Genomic DNA, 23,594 nt, shown 5'->3' on the forward strand with positions numbered 1-23,594 from the left:
ACCTCGAATTGAATATTATTTTGCCAAAACATAAAAAACATTTCTACTTACTTAACGTTAAGTAAGTATATTCTAATCAATCCTTTTTCGTTTGTAAAGTTCAATACTGGGAACGATAGGGATTGTATGTATACTGAACGAGCGGTAAGATAAAATATATATTATATTAACGGAGGATTTTGCTTTGAATACGAAACAAAAAATTTTAAAAGAGAGTATTAAACTTTTTGCTGAACATGGATTTGAAGGAACTTCCATGACCAAAATTGCAAATGTATTAGGTTTTACTAAACCGGCGTTATATGCTCATTATGATAATAAAGTTGCTTTGTTTGAAACTTGCCTAGATACGATAGCCGGTGAGCAAATCGAATTCATCCAAAGTACGCTAGACAATCCAAACCATGATACGGTAGAAAAAAAGTTGTATCACGTCATTAAAGATTGCAAATATGCTCAAGAAAGTCATGCTTTTTTATTTTACAATCGCTTCTATCTTCTTCCACCGCAGGAATTAAAGCAGCAAATCCAAGCCAAATTGGATGACTCAACTCAACAATGGGTGAACTTATTATCGACTACAGTGCAAGCAGGTATTCAATCTGGCGAAATCGATAATACGCTTACTATGCATGAAGTCGTAAGTAGTTACGTTTGTATTTTAAATGGAATCGGTTTTGACGACAGTTCCAATCAAAATATAGATCATATTTGGAAGATTTTTTGGAAAGGTATTCGGGCTGCCTAAGTGAAGTTTTTTCCTATTCATAAGAGCTTGCTCCAACATAAAACAGCATCATGGTGCAAATAAACCAAGCAAAAAAGAGCTGACTCCCAGCAGGGATGTCAGCTCTTTTCTTTCATTTCATATGATGCACACTTGTCTATCCATTGCACAAGGTAGCATAATACTTGCCTTCTACTCCCTTACTACCGATGCCGACTGAATACGGTTCATTTGATCAATAAACCGCTCCGTGATCTGCTGCGGACGTGTAATCGCGCCGCCGACCACCACCGTATACACACCCAGCTCCAGACAACGTGCCGCCATCTCCGGCGTCAGAATATTCCCTTCCGCCACAAACGGCGTTTTAATCTGCCGCAGCATCTCTTTTAAAATGGCAAAATCATGCTCGTACACCTTCTGCCCCTGCGTATGCTCCGTATATCCGACCAATGTCGCCGAGATCAGATCAAATCCCAACTGCTCAGCAGCCAATCCTTCCTCTACCGTCGATACATCCGCCATCAGCAGCAACTGTGGGTACTGAAGCCGAATCTGACGTACCAGTTCGTCCAACTTCATCCCATCCGGGCGTGGACGCTGCGTCGCATCCAGAGCGACGATCTCGCAGCCGGTCGCTGCCAGCTCGTCGATTTCCTTCATCGTTGGCGTAATAAACACCGGATGATCGCCATAATTCCGCTTCACAATGCCGATCACCGGCAAATCCACCTGCTGGCGAATCTCGATAATATCTTCCGCTGAATTGGCGCGGATGCCAGCGGCGCCGCCCTGCTTGGCAGCAAGCGCCATTCTTCCCATAATAAATGAACTGTGCAATGGTTCGTCCGGAAGCGCCTGACAAGATACGATCAGTCTGTGTTGTAAGCCCAGGGAATCCAGCTCCATACGTCAATCACTCACTTTCCATATATTCTTCGATTTCGTTTTTGATGACACTCACCTGCGGGCCGTAAATGACCTGCACGCCGTTGCCGTTAATCAGCACGCCCTTCGCACCGGTTGCCGGGAACGCTTCCTTGTTCACCTGCCCCGGATCGTATACCGATACCCGCAGACGGGTCGCACAACAATCGAGGTCTTTGATGTTAGTGACACCGCCAAGCGCATTAAGGATCGTGACCGAGCGCGTTGCCAGGGCGATTGCTCCTGATGATGCAGCAACACCAGGTTGCGTTTCACTGCTATCGCTTGCCGCTGTCCCGTCTGCCAGTACTGCATTGTCATCTTCACGCCCCGGCGTTTTGAAGTTGAATTTCACGATCAGGAAACGGAAGGTGAAATAGTACAGGCAGAACCAGACAGCGCCAATGATCGGCACATAGATCCAATTCGTTTTGGCTTCCCCCTGCAAAATACCAAACAGGATAAAGTCGATCAGTCCGCCAGAGAATGTCTGTCCAATCGTAATCTGGAACATATGCGCTAGCATAAATGCCAGACCGTCAAACGCCGCATGAATAACATACAGCACTGGTGCTACGAACAGGAATGAGAATTCCAGCGGCTCGGTAATTCCTGTGAGGAAGGAGGTCAGCGCCGCCGACAGCATCAGACCACCGACTACCTTTTTCCGTTCGGGACGTGCGGTGTGATAGATTGCCAGCGCCGCACCGAGCAGACCGAACATCATCGTAATAAAACGACCAGACATAAAACGCGATGTACCGATAAAGAACTTTTGCGTAGTTGGATCGCCAAGCTGAGCGAAGAAAATATTTTGTGTTCCTTCATATATCTTACCAGATACTTCCAACGTTCCGCCAAGCCCTGTTTGCCAGAATGGCAGATAAAAAATATGATGCAATCCCAGCGGTCCCAGCATACGTAGGAAAAATCCGTAAAATAGCGTGCCCACATACCCGGTTGCATCGACGATACCGCCCAGCTTCGTAATGCCGAGCTGAATCGTCGGCCAGATCAGAAACAGCAATAAACCGACGAAGATCGCTGCAAACGACGAGATGATGGGAATGAAGCGCGATCCGCCGAAAAAGCCGAGAAACTGCGGCAGCTCAATTTTGTTATACCGGTTGTGCAGCGCCGCTGTCACCAGACCGATAATGATGCCGCCAAGTACACCCGTTTGCAGCGATTGGATACCGAGAATCATGCCTTGTCCGGCTGCTGCCGCATTGTCCTCTGCTAATTTGCCAGCATTGATCAGCATCGCATTGATCGAAGCGTTCATCACGAGATAGGCAAGTGCTGCTGCCAGACCGGCAGTACCTTTATCTGACCGTGCCAGACCGACCGCCACCCCGATTGCGAAGATTAACGCCAGATTGTCAAACGCTATACTGCCCGCACTGCTCATCACTTTGAAAATTTGCTGTAGCCATTCAATCTGTAACAACGGATAGGTGCTGACCGTGTTCGGATTGGATAATGCTCCACCGATTCCCAGCAGCAAACCTGCTGCTGGCAATACAGCAATCGGTAACATGAACGACTTGCCAAACCGCTGTGCCTTTTCGAAAAACGTTTTCATCTGTGCCCACCACCTGAAAATATTTTCTTGTAAATATATATTAAGAAAACCATTTTCGTCAATGGATATGTTATGTATTGGTACGTTCTTTTTTTAAAATTCAATTTCAGGTTTTGCTGCCTTGTTCGTTTCATTGTGCAACTGCTCACCAATCAGGTGCCAATCTCTGTTGCCTTGCTGATCCTAATGCTATGATAATCGTAATCTGACATCACGGGAGGAACTGATCATGCTTACCGCCGCTTTTATCGGCTTTGGCAATAGTGTTGTGAACTATCATCTACCTTATCTGGCGCATAGCCAGCATGTAAACGTGAAGCGCATATTTCGCCGCGAGGAAGACCGGATCGGCGATACCGAGCGTGAATTGGACTACCCAGAATTGCAATTTACAACTCATCTGAATGATGTGCTGCACGATCCCGATATTCAGCTGATCGTCGTCTGCACGTATGTGGACAGCCATGTGGAGTACGCACGATTGGCGCTAGAGCACGGCAAGCACGTACTCGTGGAAAAGCCCTTCGCAGCTACACCGCAGGAAGCACAGCAGATCTTCGATCTCGCCAAGCAGCGTGGCTTGATCGCGATGGCGAATCAGAATCGACGGTTTGACGGCGATTTTCTCACTCTGAAACAAGTACTGGATAGCGGCAAGCTCGGGCAGTTGGTAGAGCTGCAATCGCATTATCATTATTTTATGCCAGATCGCATTCAGCCCGGCTTCATGATGCTGCACGGATTGGCTGTGCATACGATCGACCAGTTGTATTCCTTGTTCGGACAGCCCGAGCATATTCATTACGATGTGCGCAGCGCTCGTTTTCCCGGCGAATCGGACGATTATATCGATATCGATTTTCATTACGGTCATTTCAAGGCAACTGTCAAATGCAGCTTGACTGCCCGTCTGGATTATCCCAAATTTATCGTGCATGGCGACCGCGGTAGCTTTATCAAATATAGCAGCGGGCATCAATCCCAGAGCAGCAAGCAGCCGGGACGTACAGTGGTGCAATTGGAGCAAGAACCAGAGCATAACTGGGGCAAGCTAGCGTGGATCGACGAGCAGGGACGACCGCAAGAGCAGCTCGTTCCATCCGAAATCACCGACTATAGTCTGCTGTATGAACAGCTGTACCGCGCCATTGTACACGGTGAAGCCAAGCCGGTTCAGGATGAAGAAGTACTATCGGTACTGCGCATATTGGAACAAGGCGTTGAAGCAGCCAAGCAGCATGTTCCTGCACGATAAGCGTTATGATTTGTAAACAGCTGATTCCCTTTTCGTTTCCACCAAGTAACAACAGGTATTTACCATCATTGCATAGCTACCATTTCGACCTGTCTGTTCATCCATTGCACATATGGCAGTGTCCATTCATCTCAATCATTCATTTTCAAAGGAGATTATAGTATGACCACGAATCCAACTACTATGAAGATCGGTGTCATCGGCACCGGAAGTATCGTCGAAGCATTTTTGTCTGCATTATCGCAAGTGAATCATGCTACCTGTACCGCTGTATTTTCACGCAAAGAAACGACCGCTCGTCCACTGGCGGACAAATATGAGATTCCGCACATCTATACCAATCTGGATGAGATTGTGTCTAGTTCAGAGCTAGATTGGGTATACATCGCTTCGCCCAATAGCCTGCATTTTGAATATGCACGTCTGGCGCTGCAACACGGCAAGCATGTCATTTGCGAGAAGCCGTTTACGTCTAACGCACACGAATTGCAGCAACTGATCCAACTCGCCAAGGAAAAGCATCTGTTCCTGTTCGAAGCGATCACCAATATCCATTTGCCCAATTATCGCTGGATCAAGGATAATGTGCATCGTCTCGGTTCTATTCGTATGATCCAGTGCAATTACAGCCAGTATTCACGCAAGTATGATCAGTTGCTCGCTGGCGAGACACCGAATGTATTCAATCCCCAATTTTCCGGTGGCGCGTTGATGGATATCAACCTGTACAATGTGCATTTTATCCTCAATCTGTTCGGTACGCCGCAGCAGCTCAGCTATACTGCCAACAAGCATGAGAACGGCATTGATACGTCTGGAGCGTTAGTTATGCAATACGACGGTTTCACCGCATCAGCTGTCGGCTGCAAGGATACACGCGGTATGAACTTCGTGCTCATTCAGGGCGAGCAAGGCTATATCCATGTAGAAAATGGCGCCAACGGCTGTCGTAATGTGCATCTGCATATCGGTGATAACGACGAGCAATACAATGTGCAAACGACCGACAACCCACTCTATTACGAGCTGGTCGATTTTGTCGATATGTTCCAAAATGATGATTATGAGCAATGCTACCAGCTGCTCGACTATAGCTATACCGTCATGCAAACACTCGATCGTGCACGTCAGGATGCCGGGATTGTATTTGCAGCCGATTCAGCACAAGCAACAGCAAGCAGCAACTAAGCATTCCTATGTATAACAAAAAAGGATGATCCCGCTCCAGGCGATCATCCTTTTCTTATTCAGTCTTACCAAAACACCGGAATCGTCAGCAGCATAAGCTTGTATGTAGCATATCCATACAATATTTCTCTGCCATGTCTTATCCATCCTCATAAAATTCACAACGTCTCGTCATCACTCCTGTCGGCTACTAGTTCCATATCTTCCGGCATCGTCCCCGCATACAACACATCAAACAAATACTGTGCCGACATCATCGAATACATTTTCCCCAATGTCCCCGGGCGCTGCGCATAGGTGTATAGTGTATAATCGCTCAACTCTGCTAGCGGCGAGCCATCCACCGTCAGTGCCACGATGCGGCGACCGTTACTTTTCAACGTACGGGCAATATCGAGCATGCTGCGATTGCGACCTGTATGGGAAATGATAAACGATAGCGTCGACGGGTCGATATGCGGGCTGGACAAATAATGATGATTGGCATTATTTTGCGCAATCGCTGTTACACCAATCTCATTCCAGCGTGCGCACGCCAGCTCTGCCGTATAATAATTGCTGTCACTGCCATAAATATCAATCCGCCGCGCTGCCTTGATCCAGTCCATTACCTTTTGCATGACCGCCGGAATACACATGCGCTGCGTCTCTATGAGCGCTTCATCATACACGCTGGAAATGGTCTGTAAATGCCCTTCCACTCCCGCCGTCTGCATCGTTTCTGCTACACCATGCTGACGTTGCTCTGGCGACAACTCCAATGCCAGCTTCAATTGAAAATCAGGATAGCCGTTCAACCCTAACTTTTTGCACAATCGGACAATCGTTGACGCACTCGTCAGCGTCAATCGTGCCAGCTGCTGCGCATTCTGTTCAAACACCGCTTGCGGCTGCTGCAAAATATAGTCCACCACATGCCGCTCCTGCGCGGTTAAATTTTGCGTATATTTCATCGTTTTCCATAACGTCATGATGTTCGCTCCTGCCGGATACAAGCGGAATAGAATCTGTCATTCCTTGCTTTGATCCTCTTCTGTATCTATGATCATCTCTGTACTGATGACCATCGTATATTCTCTACTGTTACTATAGCAAAAAACAGCACAAAAAAGCAGACAGACACCATTTCCTAGTGCCTGTCTGCTTTCTTTCTAGCTATGAGTGAATGTGTATGGAGAATGTACTTTTCGTTTAGCACGTTCACTGAGTTGTTTTGATAAAACACTTGCAATGGAGTGCTTACGAGTTACTATTTTGCGCTTAACGCTCTATTTATCAGCAATTTTCATATCATTCAACATCTTATCGCTGAAACCGAACAGCCATGTCAGTGTAAAGGCAATCGCCATCGCGACCACATTGCACAAAATGTACAGCGGCAGCTCCGAATTCAGATAGAGCAGCGTACCCGGCAACACCGTAATCGCCATACCAGTTCCGGCAAGATGGAACAGCGAAGCGAGGAAACCGCCACCTGCGCCGCCAATCAGCCCCATAATAAACGGCTTCATATAGCGCAGATTCACACCGAAGATCGCTGGCTCGGTAATACCAAGGAATGCGGAGAACGAGGAAGGTAGTGCCAGCGCTTTCAGCTTCGTATCTTTCGTTTTCAGACCGACAGCGAGACAAGCAGCTGCCTGTGCTGCCATCGCACACGTAATAATCGCATTAAACGGATTCACACCTGTACGTTCCAACAGTTGAATTTCTAACAGATTGAAAATATGATGCACCCCGGTTACAACGACAATCTGGTGCAATCCACCGATCACAATACCTGCGATACCATACGGCAGATTCAGTACAGCAGTTGTGACATTCAGCACCACTTCTTCAAGCGAGTGAAACACAGGACCAATCGCGAACAGACCGAGCGTAATCATAATGAGCAACGTCAGAAACGGCGTCAAAATCAGATCAAGTGATTCAGGAATACGCTTACGTAGAAAACGCTCCAGCTTCGCGCCGAGCAGACCAACAACGAATGCCGGAATTACCGAACCTTGATACCCCACTACAGGAATGAAGCCAAAGAATCGAAGCGCTTCCGCAGAACCGTCAGCAACCGAATACGCATTGGGCAATGCCGGGTTGACGAGCATCAGACCGAGAATAATACCGAGTACCGGACTGCCGCCGAAGACGCGGAACGCCGACCATGCTACCAATGCAGGCAAGAAAGCAAACGCCGTATCCGTCAGCACCTGCGTGTACAACAGGAAGTTCGGTGAGATATGATCCTTGGTCATCCCAAACAGCGCCAGAATCTCTGGCTGCGTTAACAGTCCACGCAGACCCATAAACAGACCCGTTGCCACCAGCACCGGAATGATCGGTACAAACACATCGCCAAACGTACGAATCGCCCGTTGAAATGCGCTGCCCTGCTGCTTCGCCTGACTTTTCACTTCTTCCTTACTGGAGCCGTCCATCCCCATCTTTTCCATTTCCTCATAAATCTGATTGACCGTACCTGTACCGAAAATAATCTGATACTGTCCAGAATTGAAAAAGGCACCTTTTACTTTATCTATGTTTTCGACCTTCTTTTGGTCGATCTTTTCCTTATCGTTGACCATAATGCGCAAGCGTGTTGCACAATGGGCAAATGAAGAGATATTGTCTTTTCCTCCGACTGCTTCCAGTACGTCCTGGGCGATTTCATGATTTTGCGCCATTCTTGTTCATCCTCTCATCTGCATCCCCGCCAGTGACGGGGATGATTTCACAATGTAAAGCATATGGATTTGATAGCAAAATTATTCAGCCGGATACTCCCATTTTTCAGCATACAGCTCCACCTGTCCAGCCTGTACTGAAAATACAATATCCTCACTGTCCGGCTGCGGGAAAATACGACTCGTCAGCACCGCTTCCCCGTCATTCACAAACACCTCAATCGACGATACATCCACGAAGATGTGCAGCTGATGCAGTTGTTGCTCCAGTAGGACCGAGCGTGTCGTTCCGTAAGCTTCCGCCAGCGGCTGTCCCGATTCGGTTCGATCCAACGTTAGCATTCGAGATGCGGCATTATACAGCAGTACCGTTCGTTCATGCTCACTTGCACGCAGCTCCAATCGGAATACCGCTTGCTGCCCCACTGCATCCAAGTAACCAAACGTACATAACAGCTCATACGCTGTACCGGCAAATCCGCCATACTGTCTACTGCCTGCATCTGCCGTCAACACATCGCGCAGATCATGGTGCTGTCCTCGTCGCAGCGCTAGTTCAGGCACCGGACGTTGCAGCAATATCCCATCGCTTCGCAATTCCAACTCGCGTGGCAATGTCAGCGCATGCGCCCAGCCCTGATTGTCCGTCGGATAATCAATATCTGGCAGACCCATCCAGCCTACTAGCACGCGGCGACCATTCCGTCCTTCCGCTGTCTGCGGTGCATAGAAGTCAAACCCGTGATCCAGCTCATGAAACGCTCCATGTTCAAAATGCAGATCCGGCAGCGCCAGTGGCTTACCGACCATATAGCCAGATTGATAAATATTGCGGTACCGCTCTCCGTCAGGCTCTATCCCCTGCGGACAGAACAGCAATACCGCCTGCCCATTTTGCTCAAAATAATCCGGGCATTCCCACATGTAGCCAAAGGACGGCAATTCCGTTTGCAGCTCACCTACCCAGTTCCAGTTACGCAGATCAGGAGAGGAATAAATAACTGCTGTACCTGTAAGCTCCTGACGCTGCGCCCCGATCACACAGTAAAAGGTATCGCCGTCCTTCCACATTTTCGGATCACGATAATGATCTGTATAGCCTTCCGGTACACCGCCGATGACCGGCTGCTCCAGCTTGCTCACCTCATCAGCCGCATTCATCACCGCCAGACATTGATACGGATGTCGCTGCCATTGCTCATCCCGCGTATTCCCCGTATACATCAGATACAGCTTGCCATCATGCTCTAGCCCGCTGCCAGAATACGCACCATGCGAGTCAAACCAATCGCCCGGCTTCAGCCCGATTCCGCAATCTTCCCAATTGACCAGATCGTTCGATTTCAGATGATACCAATACTTCATCCCATGATCGGTTCCCAAGGGAAACCACTGATAAAACAAATGATACTGCCCGTTATAATAAGCAAATCCATTCGGATCATTGAGCAGCCCGATACTAGGCTGAATATGATAGCGCTCTCGCCAATGACATTGCGATACCAATTCACGTAGCTGTTCCAGCTCCTGCGGCTCCACCTGCTCCAGCAGACGGTACTTCTGTTCGTTCGTCATTTTCATAAGCTGCTTCTCCATCATCTACGGAACCGGTTCCATTTCTATTAAAAATAAATGTCCCCTCTTCACTCACCGCTAGTTTATCTCCATTCTAGCTCAAGCAAATCCACAAAGGAACCGGTTCCAAATTAGTGTAAATAACAACTGATTCCCTCGCGGAAGTCAGCTATCATTTACTGCAAACCATTTACACAAAATGTTTGCAGAATCTATTCAGTTATTACGTGATATACATCTACATTGCAATCCGCTATATCAGAAAATATATTCTATATCTTCCTCTATCAACGCTTATACCATTATTCTTTGTCCAAATCGCATTCCGTGGAACCGATTCCAAAGTTATTATAAATTCTTTGATCAGCATTTGTCAACGCTTTCTCGCTCTAATAATTCATAATCCATAACCGTTACCATCTGTACATGCTGACGATGAACGAGTCGTACAATATCTTGAGCCGCGATTTTACCGGCTTCCTGATATGGATAACGAATGGTTGTTAGCGCCGGGTGCACAACTTCGGTCACATCATAACCACCGAATCCAGTTACCGACAGCTGCTCTGGTACAGCAATCCCGTGCTCATATGCCGCCTTCATGACACCAAGTGCAATATTGTCGGTAGCACACACAATGATCGACGCATCCAATCCTTGTTTTAACAATTCCAGTGCATCCTGACGCGCATCCGACATCCGAAAGCTCGTTTCGTAATACTGTACCTGACAACCATCTATCTCTGCCACTGCGCTGGCAAACCCCTGCTTGCGCTTCACTCCAACAGCGATATCCTGCTCCGTTACACCGAGATACGCGATTCGGCGGTGTCCCTGATGAAGCACATACCTGCCTAGCTGATAGCCCGCTTCATAATCGTTATGGATCAAACTATGAATATGCTCATGCTGTTGACCGACGAGCAGCACGGGTATGTTACTCGACTCAATCGCTTCCAGATGTTCATCCGTAATGCGCGCAGCCAACAAAATAATACCAGAAATCTTCTGCCGTGCCAGTTCATAGATCGCTTCAATCTCACGATTCATATCCTGACTTGTATTGGTGATCAGCATTCGGCATCCTTGCTTGCGTAGCTGATCATCAATGCCCATCAGCGTATGCGACGTTGCAAATGAATCCAGACGCGGTACAATCGTACCGATAATGTTCGCCGTTTTGGCTTTCAGACTTTGCGCAAATGTATTAGGCACATAGCCGGTTTCCTTGATGACTTGTTCAATTTTGTTCCGGGTGGCTGCACTGACCGATCCGCCATTTAAATAACGGGAAACAGTACTTTTGGCCACACCGGCTATCATGGCAATATCTGAAATGGTCTTACTCATCTGTGCCTCCAAATAAGGACGCTCCTGATAGAGCGTCCCGTTTACACGCAATAATCATATTGGGATGAAGCCGGCAACAATGGGGCTGCGACGACGGTATGATGATTCTGATATTACGGATCGCCCAGCTTCTCGTTGTTGCAAACCGCAGCATGTTTGTACATGTATATATACGACTTCAACCTGCCCAATCCCTGCCATCTTCGCAATACAGGTTCGTATAATTACTTTTTATTTTCCAATGCCGCTTTGAGCAAATCGCCCAGACTCGAACCAAATTCTTCCTTCTGCTCAAATTGCTTCACCAGCTTCTGCTGCTCTCGTTTGTTCGGCGGACGTTTGCCTCCATCAGCGTTCAACTTTTCGGTGATCCCGCAACCAAGACATTGCACGTATTTGCCCGCTTTGCCATCCTTCATCTCCATCTTCTTGTGGCATTGCGGACAACGACGGTTCGATAGTTGCTTTTCGTTGGAACGTCGGTATCCACAATCATCTGCCGGACATACGAGAAACGTACCGCGTTTCCCCTTTTTCTCCAGCATCCGTGTTCCGCAATCTGGACAATGACTATGCGACACATTGTGCGGCTTGTACTCTACTTCACTCGTTTGCACACCTTGAACGAGTGACCCAGCCATCTCACGAATCCCCTGCAAAAATGAACCCGGCTTGCCCTGTCCACGCGCAATCTTCTCCAACTCCTGTTCCCAGCGAGCCGTCAGTTCCGGCGTCCGTAACTCCGGCGATACCAGTTCGATCAATTGCGTGCCTTTACCGGTTGGATGCAGATGATTCCCTTGACGCTCAATCGTATCGGATGAAATGAGCTTTTCGATAATGTCCGCCCGTGTAGCCGGTGTGCCCAGCCCATGCTTCTCCATCCGGGATAGTAGCGCCGCCTCAGTGTAGCGCTTCGGTGGTAACGTACGACCTTGCTGCACGAGTGTACGACGAATCATCAGCGTATCGCCCTGCTTCAATTCCGGCAATGTTTGCGTATTCTCCTGATTCGTACGCTCATTTCCAGATGCAGCTTCATTTGCTTCATCCTCGTCATCTTCTTCCCACTGATCGCCATACACAACCCGCCATCCGCTATCCTTGACCGTTACCCCTCTTGCATGAAATGTCTGCCCAGCCGCTTCGCCACTCATTTGCACCGTGTCATAACGAGCCGACGGGTAAAAGAGGCTAATAAACCGCTTCGCAATCAGATCATACAGCTTGCGTTCGTCTGCCGTCAGACTGTTCAGTAGTAACGTCTGTTCCGTCGGAATAATCGCATGATGATCACTCACCTTGCTATCATCCACAATACGACGCGTAATAGGAAGCTTGCCACGCAGCAGCGGACGCGCCAAGGCTGCATATGGGCCAACCGCTACACTGGATAAACGCTCTTTCAGCGTATCCGTCATGTCGGATGATAGATAACGTGAGTCCGTTCGCGGATACGTTACCAGCTTGTGCTGCTCATACAGCTTTTGCAATACATTGGACGTATGTTTGGCGGAAAAGCCCAAGCGACGGTTCGCATCCCGTTGCAGCTCAGTCAGATCATAAGCAAGTGGATGAGGCTCCTGTCGTTCGCTCTTTTTCACTTCTGTAATGCGCAAGTGTTTACCTTCCAGACTGTGCTGCAATTGCTGAACTGTATCCGGTTCAAACATACGCCCGTCTCCATTGCAACCGCGCCACTGCATCTTAAATGTATCCAAATCGAGCTGAAGCGTCTGATAATCCTGTGAACGAAACTTCCGAATGTCTTGCTCGCGCTGCATAATCATACCAAGAGTAGGCGTTTGCACACGTCCCGCCGACAACTGAGCATCGAATTTGCAGGTCAATGCACGCGTAATATTCAGTCCAATCATCCAATCCGCTTCTGCCCGGCAACGCGCCGATTCATACAAACGATCAAATTCCCGCCCCGGACGCAAACGGCTAAATCCATCTATGATCGCCTTATCCGTCTGCGACGAGATCCACAACCGTTGAAATGGCTTGTTCCAGCCTGCCATTTGCATAATCCAGCGCGCCAGCAATTCCCCCTCACGCGCCGCGTCCGTTGCAATGATCAGTTCTCCTATATCCTGTCGCTTCATCAGATGTTGAACCGTTTTATATTGCTGCGCACTTTCACGCAGCACTTTAAGCCGCATCTTATCCGGCAAAATAGGCAGATCTTCCAGATTCCACTTTTGATACTTTGGATCATAATCTTCCGGCTCTGCCAATCCAACCAGATGCCCCAGCGCCCAGGTCACAATATACTGTGGACCTTCCAAATATCCTTTTTGCTTCTGTGTGCTGTTCATTACACGGGCAATCTCTCTGGCAACAGACGGTTTTTCAGCTAGTACAAGCTTTTTCATGTATGTCATGTCTTCCTTTCTTGGATACAGATAACCTTCGATCACTATGGAACAATCGGCAATCGCCATAGAATGACGTGTCACGAATATTGGATGCTCTACATCTACTATCGAATCACGTGCAATCACTATCATCGTCTACTAAATGTAACATAACTACTAACCAAATTGCAGATTACGGACAAGTCACTTTGACAGTAACTGCTATGTATTCCCAAATAAAAGTGAATACAACTCTATTGACATGTAAACAATACTAACAATAAAATAAACAATTAATCACATATCATACTTATTTTTATGATTAAAGGAGTGAGTCAATGATACATAATCCATTATCCACCTCATCCTCATCGTCCCATTTCAAGCCGCATAAGAGCATAATCTCCCTACTTCTCGCCTTGGTGTTCGCTACTACCACGCTATTCCCTGTACATACTGCCACTGCACAAGCTGACCCTAGCCCTGGCGCTGTTCAGCCTTATAATGTAATGGAAGCTACCATATCCGACATGCAGCAATCGCTACAAGCAGGTACCACCACCTCAGTTGAACTGGTTCAACAGTATCTTAAGCGCATTCAGCAGTATGATGATCAAGGAATCAAATTGAATGCACTTTTAACGATCAATCCACAAGCACTGCAAATCGCCGCCAATCTAGATCGCGAGCGTCAGACCAGCGGTTCACGCGGACCACTTCATGGCATTCCCATTATCGTCAAAGACAATTTCGATACTGCCGACATGCCCACTACCGCAGGCTGTGTCTGTCTGCAACATTCTATACCAGATCATGATGCCGAGATGATTGCCAGACTCAAAGCTGCCGGTGCCATCATCCTTGCGAAATCCAATCTGCACGAATTCGCCTTTGATATTACGACGTCCAGCTCCCTTGGCGGGCAAACGCTGAATCCATATGAGCCCCATCATTATCCGGGTGGTTCCAGTGGTGGTACAGCGGCAGCGATTGCAGCCAGCTTTGCCGCCGCCGGACTGGGAACCGATACGGGTGGCTCGATCCGCATTCCGTCCGCTTTTAATAGTTTGGTTGGCATTCGTCCAACTATAGGGCTAACTAGCCGTGACGGTATCATTCCGCTGGCGCTTACGCAGGATGTCGGTGGACCGATGGCGCGTACCGTAAGCGATGCTGCATTGCTGCTGGATGCAACTGCTGGTTATGATGCCGATGATGTAGCTACCGCCTATAGCGTCGGTCATATCCCGTCTAGCTATACCGACAGTTTGCAAACCGATGGATTGCAAGGTGCACGAATCGGTGTTGCGTATGAGTTGTTCGGTTCATCTGCTGCTGAGAAGTCTGTCACAGAAGTCGTATATGGTGCAGTCCACGATATGACACGTCTGGGAGCCACAACCGTACCGATCCAAATTCCACATTTGGAACAGATTATGAAATACCCCAGCCTTAGCGGATATGAATTCAAATTCCAGCTCAATGATTATTTGAACAGCCTTGGCGACGATGCACCTTATCATAGTCTGGATGAGATTTTAAAATCCGGTCAATTCATGCCTACTCAGCAGGAAAGCATGTCCAAACGCAATGCGCTGCAATCACTGGATACCCCAGAATACAAAGACATCGTGCTGAACCGCACCAAAGTCACTCGCGATGCGCTGCTACAAGTAATGGCAGACAATGACCTGGATGCCATCGTCTATCCGACAACGACCGAACCAGCAGCCGTCATCGGTCAGGAACAACATGCAGGCGATAACAACCGGCTCAGCCCTTTTTCCGGTTTTCCCGCGATTACTGTACCCGCAGGCTTTACCGATAATCAGCTTCCCGTAGGCATCGAATTTCTCGGTCGTCCCTTTGACGAAAGCACCTTGATCCAATTATCCTACAGCTATGAGCAAGGCACCCATAACCGCAAAGCCCCACCTTTGACACCTTAATATTTAATCATACTCATACTACTCTTCATACCTTCAAGACCTCAAGACCTCAAGACCTCAAGACCTCAAGACCTCAAGACCTCAAGACCTCAAGACCTCAAGACCTTCCATATTATCAACACTATTAATACCTTTAATGCTTTCAATAAAGTTACCAATCTCAAAATTCTCAATCCGCTTAAATACCATGAGCACCCTCATTATCTTCCAAACCGTAACGCTGTCCCCAATACAAAACACCTTCAAAATGACATCCATATCCAGCGATAAGGGTTACCATTCTTGAAGGTGTTTTAGTGTACCTCACATTATTTATAACTTTCCCCTGACAGCCACTACAACTCTAGAAAAGTCGAACTTAACTCTTGCCATACGTATCATCTCTGCCCATACTTGGTTCAATCCAAGCATGATATAACTCCCTCTCCAAAGCTTCTACTTTCAGAGAATTCCCATCAGACGCAATCAGAAAAAATCCATCAAATACGTTTCCCTCCGTGGAATGCGCCGCTCCAATAATTCCACAGCTTCCGCTTTGCCACCAATCTTCTCCCATTGGTGCAATTCCACTGGACGCTTATACCCCATCAATATCGATGTTAGCGCTTGAATGTCCAGCTGCACTCCACTGTATTGTTGAATATCATCCTGCACACCGTCTGGCAACCCATCGTGCCGAACAACCTGCGCGTGACCATCTTCATTGATTAGCACATCCCAGATTCCTTGATTCCATTCACAAATCGAGTCCTCTACATCTATCCGAATATTTTCCACAATGCCCTTTTCAAAAGGATACTGCTCCACAAAATCTTTGACACTCACAATACGCGCCATAAAATAAGGTACAATCTGCTGCTCAATCCGCGGATCATGTAGCAAGTATGGCAACGCATCATCCGCTGGCGCCTGTAGCTTCACCTGATCCACCATCGAATCATGATTCGCAATATACGTCCACAGCGCGCGTCTTGCCTGCTCATCCAGATACACCAATTCGCGAATATTCAGCTCTCGCTCCTTGACCGTATAGAGCACATACCCTCTCGCAGCTTCATGCTCATCGTAATACACCGCCGTTTTCAACCCTTCCGGCTTTAACACCGCAACTTCCCACCGGTTCGCATCGCGTACCAATGTACCGTTATAACGACTGGCATACTGCGCATACACCGAAGCTAGTACTTCCTGATCTTGTATGCCTCGCCGAATCTGTCCTTCTGTCTGCACTTTCTTTGGTAATAATGCAGTAGGAATACTATACTTTTTATACTCAATATATAATTCCCAACCGTACTTACGATAAAAAGGAAAATAGAACGGATGCAAAAACGACACCGTCTGCCCTGCTTCCTTCATCCATTGCAATGTATGGCGAAGCAGCTGATCCACCAACCCCTGACGCCGATGTTCCGGCCAAGTCGATACACCCGCAATACCACCCATCTCAAACACCTGTCCATTTATGTACGTTTGCATCGGCAGCAACGTTAATTGCGCCTGCAATTCCTCCCCTTCAAAAGCTCCCCACACCCGTTCCGGCTTAAACGTCTTCCGTAACTCTTCCTCCCGCTCCGCCGATGCGTCATACTGAAAAGCATACATCGACAACTCCAACTTCTGCTCAAAATCCTCATCCCGCAATTGCCTAATATCCACCTTACTTCACCTCATTTTAAAAGATAGCCAAACCATAGCACAAACCCCAACCCCATCACAACATAATCTGCACCTATTTCTCAAACCAGTCATTCCCATTTACAATTATCCAATTCCCGTTGATCTACTTTTTATTCATCTATTTCTCATTCATCTCCTCCGCTTCTATCTCTATCTAAACGTATACTTCATCCCATCATCCATATCCATATCCATATTAATATGGACACACCTGCTTGTACTCATACTTACAATTAAATTTGCACCTGCATCTTTAGCTTTATATTTACGTATATTCACACTTGTAAATAAAACTATGACTATAACTACGTCTCTATTTACAGTTACACTTACATCTACATCTACATCTACATCTACATCTACATCTACATCTACATCTACATCTACATCTACATCTACATCTACATCTACATCTACATTCATTCTGAGCTTCTTACCAAATAAAATAAAACATTATATTTCGGTCTCCCAGCCCCATAAAATATCTCCAATTATTTTCACTCACTACAACTATCTATCAAATACATATATAAACCCATTTACAAACCTCTTACTCTACATTATATTTAATATCAAGATCAATTTTAGTACCAGATACTAAAACTAAGTACTAAAAAATCATCAAAACTATACAACAAAATAAACTATCCAAACCAATACACAACAATACACTAATGCGAAAACAAACTATTTCCAGCAATAACAATTAAAATTCAATATTTCATATTTAACGCTTTCATACTGACTCCCATACCTTTATCATTAAAAAGAAATCTTTTGCACGCAAACTATTAATCACACGAGGTGACCCGGATGACTTCATCTACCGCACGTATCACAGCCCTCGGAACCTATGTTCCGGAAAAAAGACTAACCAACAACGATCTTGAACAACTGGTCGATACTTCAGACGATTGGATTGTCCAGCGCACCGGCATTCGCGAAAGACGCGTAGCCGCTCCAGATCAATTCAGTTCCTCTCTCGGTATTGAAGCCGTCCAAAACATGCTATCTCACTACAATGTAACTATCGAAGATGTCGATCTTGTACTAGTCGCAACGACCACATCTGACTATGTATTTCCAAGCGTAGCCGCCCAGATTCAAGCACACTTCAAAATCAAACGTGCTGGCGTATTCGATCTCAATGCCACCTGTGCTGGTTTTGTATATGGTCTCCATATGGCAAATAGCTTTATCACCTCTGGTCTACACCGCAAAGTTTTGGTAATTGCTAGCGAAACGATGACCAAAACATTGGACTACACCGACCGCAGCACCTGCATCCTGTTCGGCGATGGCGCTGGAGCAGCACTGGTTGAGTATGATGCACATCAACCAAGTTTTATCGATGTCTTTATGGATAGCGACGGTGGTGGTGCTCACCATGTATACCGTAGCGGTTTATCCACTGAAGTAAACAACAACCCAATGGAAGGCAACGGCAAAATATTTCAAAATGGACGCGAAGTGTACAAATGGGCAGTTCGCACCGTTCCACAAGGAATCCGCCAATTGCTACAAAATGCCGACAAAACGATATCCGACATAAACTGGTTCGTACCTCATAGCGCCAACCTAAAAATGATCGATTCCATTTGCGAAAAATCCGGCATTTCTCCCCAACATACATTAACCAGTGCCGAATGGTACGGCAACACATCATCCGCCTCCATTCCACTTGCTCTACAACAAGGCTTACTAGACAACAAAGTCCAAACCGATGATACTATCCTACTCTACGGCTTCGGCGCAGGATTAACCCAAATGGGAATGCTCATCCGCTGGAATCCCAACCTAAAATAAGCTTGACCATATATGAAAGATACAGCACACAGTACACAAAATGATGAATCATATATAATGACAAGTCACTTACAATGATGAACAAAACATGATGAACAAAACATGATGAACAAAACATGATGAACAAAACATGATGAACAAAACATGATGAACAAAACATGATGAACAAAACATGATGAACAAAACATGATGAACAAAACATGATGAACAAAACATGATGAACAAAACATGATGAACAAAACATGATGAACAAAACAAAAAGAGGATGTCTGATGTTAACATCAGACATCCTCTTTTTTTATAAAGCGGGTGATGGGAATCGAACCCACGCTACCAGCTTGGAAGGCTGGAGTTCTACCATTGAACTACACCCGCGAACCAAAAGTTAAGGCTACATACTATCTTACGATCATCATAACAATAAGTAATTGACGATCTAACAGCATATCAAGCCCAAAACAAAAGCACCATTCATTGAAACTCAAGAAGCTTAAAGCTTCTTACACTTCCAACCCGGTACTTACCTAAAATGTATATGGAGCGGACGACGGGAATCGAACCCGCGACCCTCGCCTTGGCAAGGCGATGCTCTACCGCTGAGCCACGTCCGCATAAAAATGGTGCGGTCGAGAGGACTCGAACCTCCACGGGGGTAAGCCCACACGGACCTGAACCGTGCGCGTCTGCCAATTCCGCCACGACCGCATACTAAGAAATAAAACTATTCCATCTACAAAATGTAAATGGTGAGCCATGAAGGACTCGAACCTTCGACACCCTGATTAAAAGTCAGGTGCTCTACCAACTGAGCTAATGGCTCTCAATAAAAAATCAAATGGCAGGGGATACAGGATTTGAACCTGTGCATGACGGAGTCAAAGTCCGTTGCCTTACCGCTTGGCTAATCCCCTATAAAATATAGAAGAAATGGGGCGATCGACGGGAATTGAACCCGCGAATGTCGGAGTCACAGTCCGATGCGTTAACCCCTTCGCCACGACCGCCATGATATACAATTTATTATCTTATTCGAAAAATAAAATAATGGTGCCGGCGAGAGGATTTGAACCCCCGACCTACTGATTACAAGTCAGTTGCTCTACCAACTGAGCTACACCGGCATAATTTAACTTCAAAACTGATCTTACTTGTTTCCCCAAAAGGGAATACGCTTGGCAACGTCCTACTCTCCCAGGACCCTGCGGTCCAAGTACCATCGGCGCTGGAGGGCTTAACGGTCGTGTTCGGGATGGGTACGTGTGGAACCCCTCCGCCATCATCACCAAACGTGCAGATGTGTTAATCACCTGAAAACTGAATCCGAAACGATTCATCGCGTGTTTAGAATCTTGGATAAGCCCTCGACCGATTAGTATTGGTCAGCTCCATGCATTGCTGCACTTCCACCCCCAACCTATCAACCTCGTCGTCTTCAAGGGGTCTTACTAACTTGGGAAATCTCATCTTGAGGGGGGCTTCACGCTTAGATGCTTTCAGCGCTTATCCCGTCCGCACGTAGCTACCCAGCGATGCTCCTGGCGGAACAACTGGTACACCAGCGGTGCGTCCATCCCGGTCCTCTCGTACTAAGGACAGCTCCTCTCAAATTTCCTACGCCCACGACAGATAGGGACCGAACTGTCTCACGACGTTCTGAACCCAGCTCGCGTACCGCTTTAATGGGCGAACAGCCCAACCCTTGGGACCTACTTCAGCCCCAGGATGCGATGAGCCGACATCGAGGTGCCAAACCTCCCCGTCGATGTGGACTCTTGGGGGAGATAAGCCTGTTATCCCCAGGGTAGCTTTTATCCGTTGAGCGATGGCCCTTCCATGCGGTACCACCGGATCACTAAGCCCGACTTTCGTCCCTGCTCGACTTGTAGGTCTCGCAGTCAAGCTCCCTTTTGCCTTTGCACTCTTCGAATGATTTCCAACCATTCTGGGGGAACCTTAGGGCGCCTCCGTTACATTTTAGGAGGCGACCGCCCCAGTCAAACTGCCCACCTGACACGGTCCCCGTACCGGATCACGGTACTAGGTTAGAACTCAGATGCGATCAGGGTGGTATCCCAACGGCGCCTCCAAGGAAGCTTGCGCTCCCTCTTCCAAGGCTCCCACCTATCCTGTACAAATCGCACCCCAGTTCAATATCAAGCTGCAGTAAAGCTCCATGGGGTCTTTCCGTCTTGTCGCGGGTAACCTGCATCTTCACAGGTATTAAAATTTCACCGGATCTCTCGTTGAGACAGCGCCCAAATCGTTACGCCATTCGTGCGGGTCAGAATTTACCTGACAAGGAATTTCGCTACCTTAGGACCGTTATAGTTACGGCCGCCGTTTACTGGGGCTTCGGTTCATAGCTTCGCCCGAAGACTAACCACTCCCCTTAACCTTCCAGCACCGGGCAGGCGTCAGCCCGTATACTTCGCCTTGCGGCTTCGCACAGACCTGTGTTTTTGCTAAACAGTTTTGCTAAACAGTCGCTTGGGCCTTTTCACTGCGGCCCCCTCGTGCTATTCACACTACCGGGGCACCCCTTCTCCCGAAGTTACGGGGTCATTTTGCCGAGTTCCTTAACGAGAGTTCTTCCGCGCGCCTTAGAATTCTCTTCTCACCTACCTGTGTCGGTTTGCGGTACGGGCACCTGCTTCCTGGCTAGAGGCTTTTCTTGGCAGTGTGAGATCATGACCTTCGCTACTGTAAGTTTCGCTCCCCATCACAGCTTGACCTTAGAGTGTGCGGATTTACCTACACACCAGTCTCACTGCTTAGACAGGCATCCATCAGCCTGCGTCACTACCCTCCTGCGTCACCCCGTTGCTCATAGCGGCTTTCGGTGGTACAGGAATTTCAACCTGTTGTCCGTCGACTACGCCTTTCGGCCTCGCCTTAGGTCCCGACTTACCCTGAGAGGACGAGCCTTCCTCAGGAACCCTTAGGTTTTCGGCGGATCAGATTCTCTCACTGATCTTTTTTTCGTTACTCATACCGGCATTCTCACTTGAATGATGTCCAGCGCTCCTTGCGGTACACCTTCAATCCTCATTCAACGCTCCCCTACCCCTGATACAGATGTATCAAGCCATAGCTTCGGTGGTGTGTTTAGCCCCGTTACATTTTCGGCGCAGAGTCACTCGACCAGTGAGCTATTACGCACTCTTTCAATGGTGGCTGCTTCTAAGCCAACATCCTGGTTGTCTGGGCAACTCCACATCCTTTCCCACTTAACACACACTTCGGGACCTTAGCTGATGGTCTGGGCTGTTTCCCTTTCGACAATGGACCTTAGCACCCACTGTCTGACTCCCGGAATAAAGTCTGCGGCATTCGGAGTTTGACTGAACTTGGTAACCCTTGCGGGCCCCGCATCCAATCAGTGCTCTACCTCCGCGACTCACCTTCCGAGGCTAGCCCTAAAGCTATTTCGGGGAGAACCAGCTATCTCCGGGTTCGATTGGAATTTCTCCGCTACCCCCACCTCATCCCCGCATTTTTCAACGTGCGTGGGTTCGGACCTCCAGTACGTGTTACCGTACCTTCATCCTGGACAGGGGTAGATCACCCGGTTTCGGGTCTACGTCCACGTACTACAGTCGCCCTATTCAGACTCGCTTTCGCTGCGGCTCCGGCTTCTCACCTTAACCTTGCACGGGAACGTAACTCGCCGGTTCATTCTACAAAAGGCACGCCATCACCCATAGATCGGGCTCTGACTTCTTGTAAGCACACGGTTTCAGGTTCTATTTCACTCCCCTTCCGGGGTCCTTTTCACCTTTCCCTCACGGTACTGCTTCACTATCGGTCGCTAGGGAGTATTTAGCCTTACCAGATGGTCCTGGCAGATTCATACGGGGTTTCACGTGCCCCGCACTACTCGGGATCCGTCTCGGAGGGAATATACTTTCAACTACAGGGCTTTCACCTTCTACGGCGGGCCGTTCCAGACCTCTTCATCTACCATATTCCTTTTTGTCACTCCAAAGAGACGTCCCACAACCCCAAGAAGCAAGCTTCTTGGTTTAGGCTGTTCCGCGTTCGCTCGCCGCTACTGACGGAATCACTCTTGTTTTCTCTTCCTGAGGGTACTTAGATGTTTCAGTTCCCCTCGTCTGCCTCTACACATCCTATGTATTCAGATGTGAGTCACTGGAGATGAATCCAGTGAGGTTTCCCCATTCGGACATCCCCGGATCAAAGCTTGCTTACAGCTCCCCGAGGCCTTATCGTTGTTCGCCACGTCCTTCGTCGGCTCCTAGCGCCTAGGCATCCACCGTGTGCTCTTACTAGCTTAACCTAGTTGGTGGTCTTCTTATCAAAAGAAGAACCTATCTTACTCTTCGTTACCGATCCTGTTTACACAGTGTTCAGTAAGAACAGTCTTCTAAAACGCGATGTTTCGTTTCGGTATCCAGTTTTCAAGGATCAACATATTACATTGATGAAAGTTATATGGTGGAGCCAAGCGGGATCGAACCGCTGACCTCCTGCTTGCAAGGCAGGCGCTCTCC

At 47.7% G+C, this 23,594-nt stretch carries 14 protein-coding genes, 8 tRNA genes and 2 rRNA genes (1 of these 24 only partly in view); 5 read left to right on the forward strand and 19 right to left on the reverse strand.

The genetic code is table 11. From position 1 onward, the window contains the following. Positions 1-184: 184 nt before the first annotated feature. Positions 185-748: a TetR/AcrR family transcriptional regulator gene (locus ACE3MZ_RS20180; protein ID WP_411343890.1), complete on the forward strand. Its 564-nt coding sequence runs from the start codon at positions 185-187 to the stop codon at positions 746-748. A gap of 171 nt (positions 749-919) precedes the next feature. Here the strand turns inward: ACE3MZ_RS20180 and ACE3MZ_RS20185 are convergent, their stop codons facing one another. Both ACE3MZ_RS20185 and ACE3MZ_RS20190 read right to left on the reverse strand, forming a co-directional pair. Beyond that, complete coding sequence (locus ACE3MZ_RS20185; protein WP_411343891.1) at positions 920-1,636, reverse strand: N-acetylmannosamine-6-phosphate 2-epimerase; 717 nt, start codon at positions 1,634-1,636, stop codon at positions 920-922. A 7-nt stretch (positions 1,637-1,643) separates the two neighbouring features. After that, entirely contained in the window at positions 1,644-3,239 is a 1,596-nt protein-coding gene (locus ACE3MZ_RS20190) for a maltose/glucose-specific PTS transporter subunit IIC (RefSeq protein ID WP_411343892.1), read from the reverse strand. Positions 3,240-3,468: 229 nt separating this feature from the next. Between ACE3MZ_RS20190 and ACE3MZ_RS20195 the strand changes: the two genes are divergently transcribed. Together ACE3MZ_RS20195 and ACE3MZ_RS20200 are read left to right on the forward strand one after the other, a co-directional pair. Further along, complete coding sequence (locus tag ACE3MZ_RS20195) at positions 3,469-4,494, forward strand: Gfo/Idh/MocA family oxidoreductase (protein ID WP_411343893.1); 1,026 nt, start codon at positions 3,469-3,471, stop codon at positions 4,492-4,494. A 183-nt stretch (positions 4,495-4,677) separates the two neighbouring features. Further along, positions 4,678-5,682 (forward strand): Gfo/Idh/MocA family protein, encoded by a 1,005-nt coding sequence (locus ACE3MZ_RS20200; protein ID WP_411346867.1) that lies wholly within the window; start codon positions 4,678-4,680, stop codon positions 5,680-5,682. A gap of 158 nt (positions 5,683-5,840) precedes the next feature. Here ACE3MZ_RS20200 and ACE3MZ_RS20205 read toward each other — a convergent pair whose 3' ends face one another. The 5 genes from ACE3MZ_RS20205 to ACE3MZ_RS20225 all read right to left on the reverse strand — a co-directional run bounded on the left by ACE3MZ_RS20205 (position 5,841) and on the right by ACE3MZ_RS20225 (position 13,666). Next, entirely contained in the window at positions 5,841-6,653 is an 813-nt protein-coding gene (locus ACE3MZ_RS20205; protein WP_411343894.1) for a MurR/RpiR family transcriptional regulator, read from the reverse strand. Positions 6,654-6,950: 297 nt separating this feature from the next. Beyond that, a complete protein-coding gene (locus ACE3MZ_RS20210; protein WP_411343895.1) occupies positions 6,951-8,363 on the reverse strand; it encodes a sucrose-specific PTS transporter subunit IIBC in 1,413 nt (470 codons plus the stop codon). A gap of 81 nt (positions 8,364-8,444) precedes the next feature. Next, positions 8,445-9,944 carry a glycoside hydrolase family 32 protein gene (locus ACE3MZ_RS20215; protein ID WP_411343896.1) on the reverse strand — a complete coding sequence of 500 codons (1,500 nt, stop codon included), beginning with the start codon at positions 9,942-9,944 and terminating at the stop codon, positions 8,445-8,447. Between the two features lie 357 nt (positions 9,945-10,301). Continuing rightward, entirely contained in the window at positions 10,302-11,288 is a 987-nt protein-coding gene (locus ACE3MZ_RS20220) for a LacI family DNA-binding transcriptional regulator (protein ID WP_411343897.1), read from the reverse strand. 224 nt (positions 11,289-11,512) lie between these two features. Then, positions 11,513-13,666: a DNA topoisomerase III gene (locus ACE3MZ_RS20225; RefSeq protein ID WP_411343898.1), complete on the reverse strand. Its 2,154-nt coding sequence runs from the start codon at positions 13,664-13,666 to the stop codon at positions 11,513-11,515. Positions 13,667-13,986: 320 nt separating this feature from the next. Here ACE3MZ_RS20225 and ACE3MZ_RS20230 point away from each other — a divergent pair, with 320 nt between their 5' ends. Then, on the forward strand, positions 13,987-15,597 hold the full coding sequence (locus ACE3MZ_RS20230) for an amidase (RefSeq protein ID WP_411343899.1): 1,611 nt from the start codon (positions 13,987-13,989) through the stop codon (positions 15,595-15,597). 465 nt (positions 15,598-16,062) lie between these two features. Here the strand turns inward: ACE3MZ_RS20230 and eis are convergent, their stop codons facing one another. Together eis and ACE3MZ_RS20240 are read right to left on the reverse strand one after the other, a co-directional pair. After that, positions 16,063-17,256, reverse strand: a complete 1,194-nt coding sequence (gene eis / locus ACE3MZ_RS20235; protein ID WP_411343900.1) for an enhanced intracellular survival protein Eis — start codon at positions 17,254-17,256, stop codon at positions 16,063-16,065. Positions 17,257-17,427: 171 nt separating this feature from the next. Next, a complete protein-coding gene (locus ACE3MZ_RS20240; RefSeq protein WP_411343901.1) occupies positions 17,428-17,700 on the reverse strand; it encodes a hypothetical protein in 273 nt (90 codons plus the stop codon). Positions 17,701-18,090: 390 nt separating this feature from the next. Between ACE3MZ_RS20240 and ACE3MZ_RS20245 the strand changes: the two genes are divergently transcribed. Further along, the gene (locus tag ACE3MZ_RS20245; RefSeq protein ID WP_411343902.1) at positions 18,091-19,083 is read left to right on the forward strand and encodes a ketoacyl-ACP synthase III; all 993 of its coding nucleotides are present in this window, start codon (positions 18,091-18,093) and stop codon (positions 19,081-19,083) included. Positions 19,084-19,387: 304 nt separating this feature from the next. Here ACE3MZ_RS20245 and ACE3MZ_RS20250 read toward each other — a convergent pair. From ACE3MZ_RS20250 to ACE3MZ_RS20295, 10 genes are all read right to left on the reverse strand, one after another. Beyond that, a tRNA-Gly gene (locus ACE3MZ_RS20250) sits at positions 19,388-19,458 on the reverse strand. Between the two features lie 161 nt (positions 19,459-19,619). Next, positions 19,620-19,694 (reverse strand) — tRNA-Gly (locus ACE3MZ_RS20255). A 7-nt stretch (positions 19,695-19,701) separates the two neighbouring features. Further along, positions 19,702-19,788: transfer RNA gene (locus ACE3MZ_RS20260), tRNA-Leu, on the reverse strand. Between the two features lie 39 nt (positions 19,789-19,827). Next, positions 19,828-19,903: transfer RNA gene (locus ACE3MZ_RS20265), tRNA-Lys, on the reverse strand. A gap of 16 nt (positions 19,904-19,919) precedes the next feature. Further along, positions 19,920-19,994: transfer RNA gene (locus ACE3MZ_RS20270), tRNA-Gln, on the reverse strand. A gap of 17 nt (positions 19,995-20,011) precedes the next feature. After that, positions 20,012-20,087: transfer RNA gene (locus ACE3MZ_RS20275), tRNA-His, on the reverse strand. Positions 20,088-20,128: 41 nt separating this feature from the next. Then, a tRNA-Thr gene (locus ACE3MZ_RS20280) sits at positions 20,129-20,204 on the reverse strand. A 49-nt stretch (positions 20,205-20,253) separates the two neighbouring features. Further along, positions 20,254-20,370: ribosomal RNA gene (gene rrf, locus ACE3MZ_RS20285) — 5S ribosomal RNA — on the reverse strand. 62 nt (positions 20,371-20,432) lie between these two features. Then, positions 20,433-23,380: ribosomal RNA gene (locus ACE3MZ_RS20290) — 23S ribosomal RNA — on the reverse strand. Between the two features lie 156 nt (positions 23,381-23,536). After that, positions 23,537-23,594: transfer RNA gene (locus tag ACE3MZ_RS20295), tRNA-Ala, on the reverse strand; it runs 18 nt beyond the window's last position.

Origin of the sequence: Paenibacillus sp. WLX1005 (assembly GCF_046603685.1) — a bacterium.
Lineage (GTDB): Bacteria > Bacillota > Bacilli > Paenibacillales > Paenibacillaceae > Saccharibacillus.

What these genes read in the sequence shown, in the direction of transcription:
- ACE3MZ_RS20220 (WP_411343897.1), bottom strand. Translation starts at nt 11,288, where the DNA reads ATGAGTAAGACCATTTCAGATATTGCCATGATAGCCGGTGTGGCCAAA.
- ACE3MZ_RS20190 (WP_411343892.1), bottom strand. Translation starts at nt 3,239, where the DNA reads ATGAAAACGTTTTTCGAAAAGGCACAGCGGTTTGGCAAGTCGTTCATG.
- ACE3MZ_RS20205 (WP_411343894.1), bottom strand. Translation starts at nt 6,653, where the DNA reads ATGACGTTATGGAAAACGATGAAATATACGCAAAATTTAACCGCGCAG.
- ACE3MZ_RS20240 (WP_411343901.1), bottom strand. Translation starts at nt 17,700, where the DNA reads ATGAATGTAGATGTAGATGTAGATGTAGATGTAGATGTAGATGTAGAT.
- ACE3MZ_RS20195 (WP_411343893.1), top strand. Translation starts at nt 3,469, where the DNA reads ATGCTTACCGCCGCTTTTATCGGCTTTGGCAATAGTGTTGTGAACTAT.
- ACE3MZ_RS20215 (WP_411343896.1), bottom strand. Translation starts at nt 9,944, where the DNA reads ATGAAAATGACGAACGAACAGAAGTACCGTCTGCTGGAGCAGGTGGAG.
- ACE3MZ_RS20185 (WP_411343891.1), bottom strand. Translation starts at nt 1,636, where the DNA reads ATGGAGCTGGATTCCCTGGGCTTACAACACAGACTGATCGTATCTTGT.
- ACE3MZ_RS20210 (WP_411343895.1), bottom strand. Translation starts at nt 8,363, where the DNA reads ATGGCGCAAAATCATGAAATCGCCCAGGACGTACTGGAAGCAGTCGGA.
- ACE3MZ_RS20225 (WP_411343898.1), bottom strand. Translation starts at nt 13,666, where the DNA reads ATGAAAAAGCTTGTACTAGCTGAAAAACCGTCTGTTGCCAGAGAGATT.
- ACE3MZ_RS20200 (WP_411346867.1), top strand. Translation starts at nt 4,678, where the DNA reads ATGAAGATCGGTGTCATCGGCACCGGAAGTATCGTCGAAGCATTTTTG.
- ACE3MZ_RS20230 (WP_411343899.1), top strand. Translation starts at nt 13,987, where the DNA reads ATGATACATAATCCATTATCCACCTCATCCTCATCGTCCCATTTCAAG.
- ACE3MZ_RS20245 (WP_411343902.1), top strand. Translation starts at nt 18,091, where the DNA reads ATGACTTCATCTACCGCACGTATCACAGCCCTCGGAACCTATGTTCCG.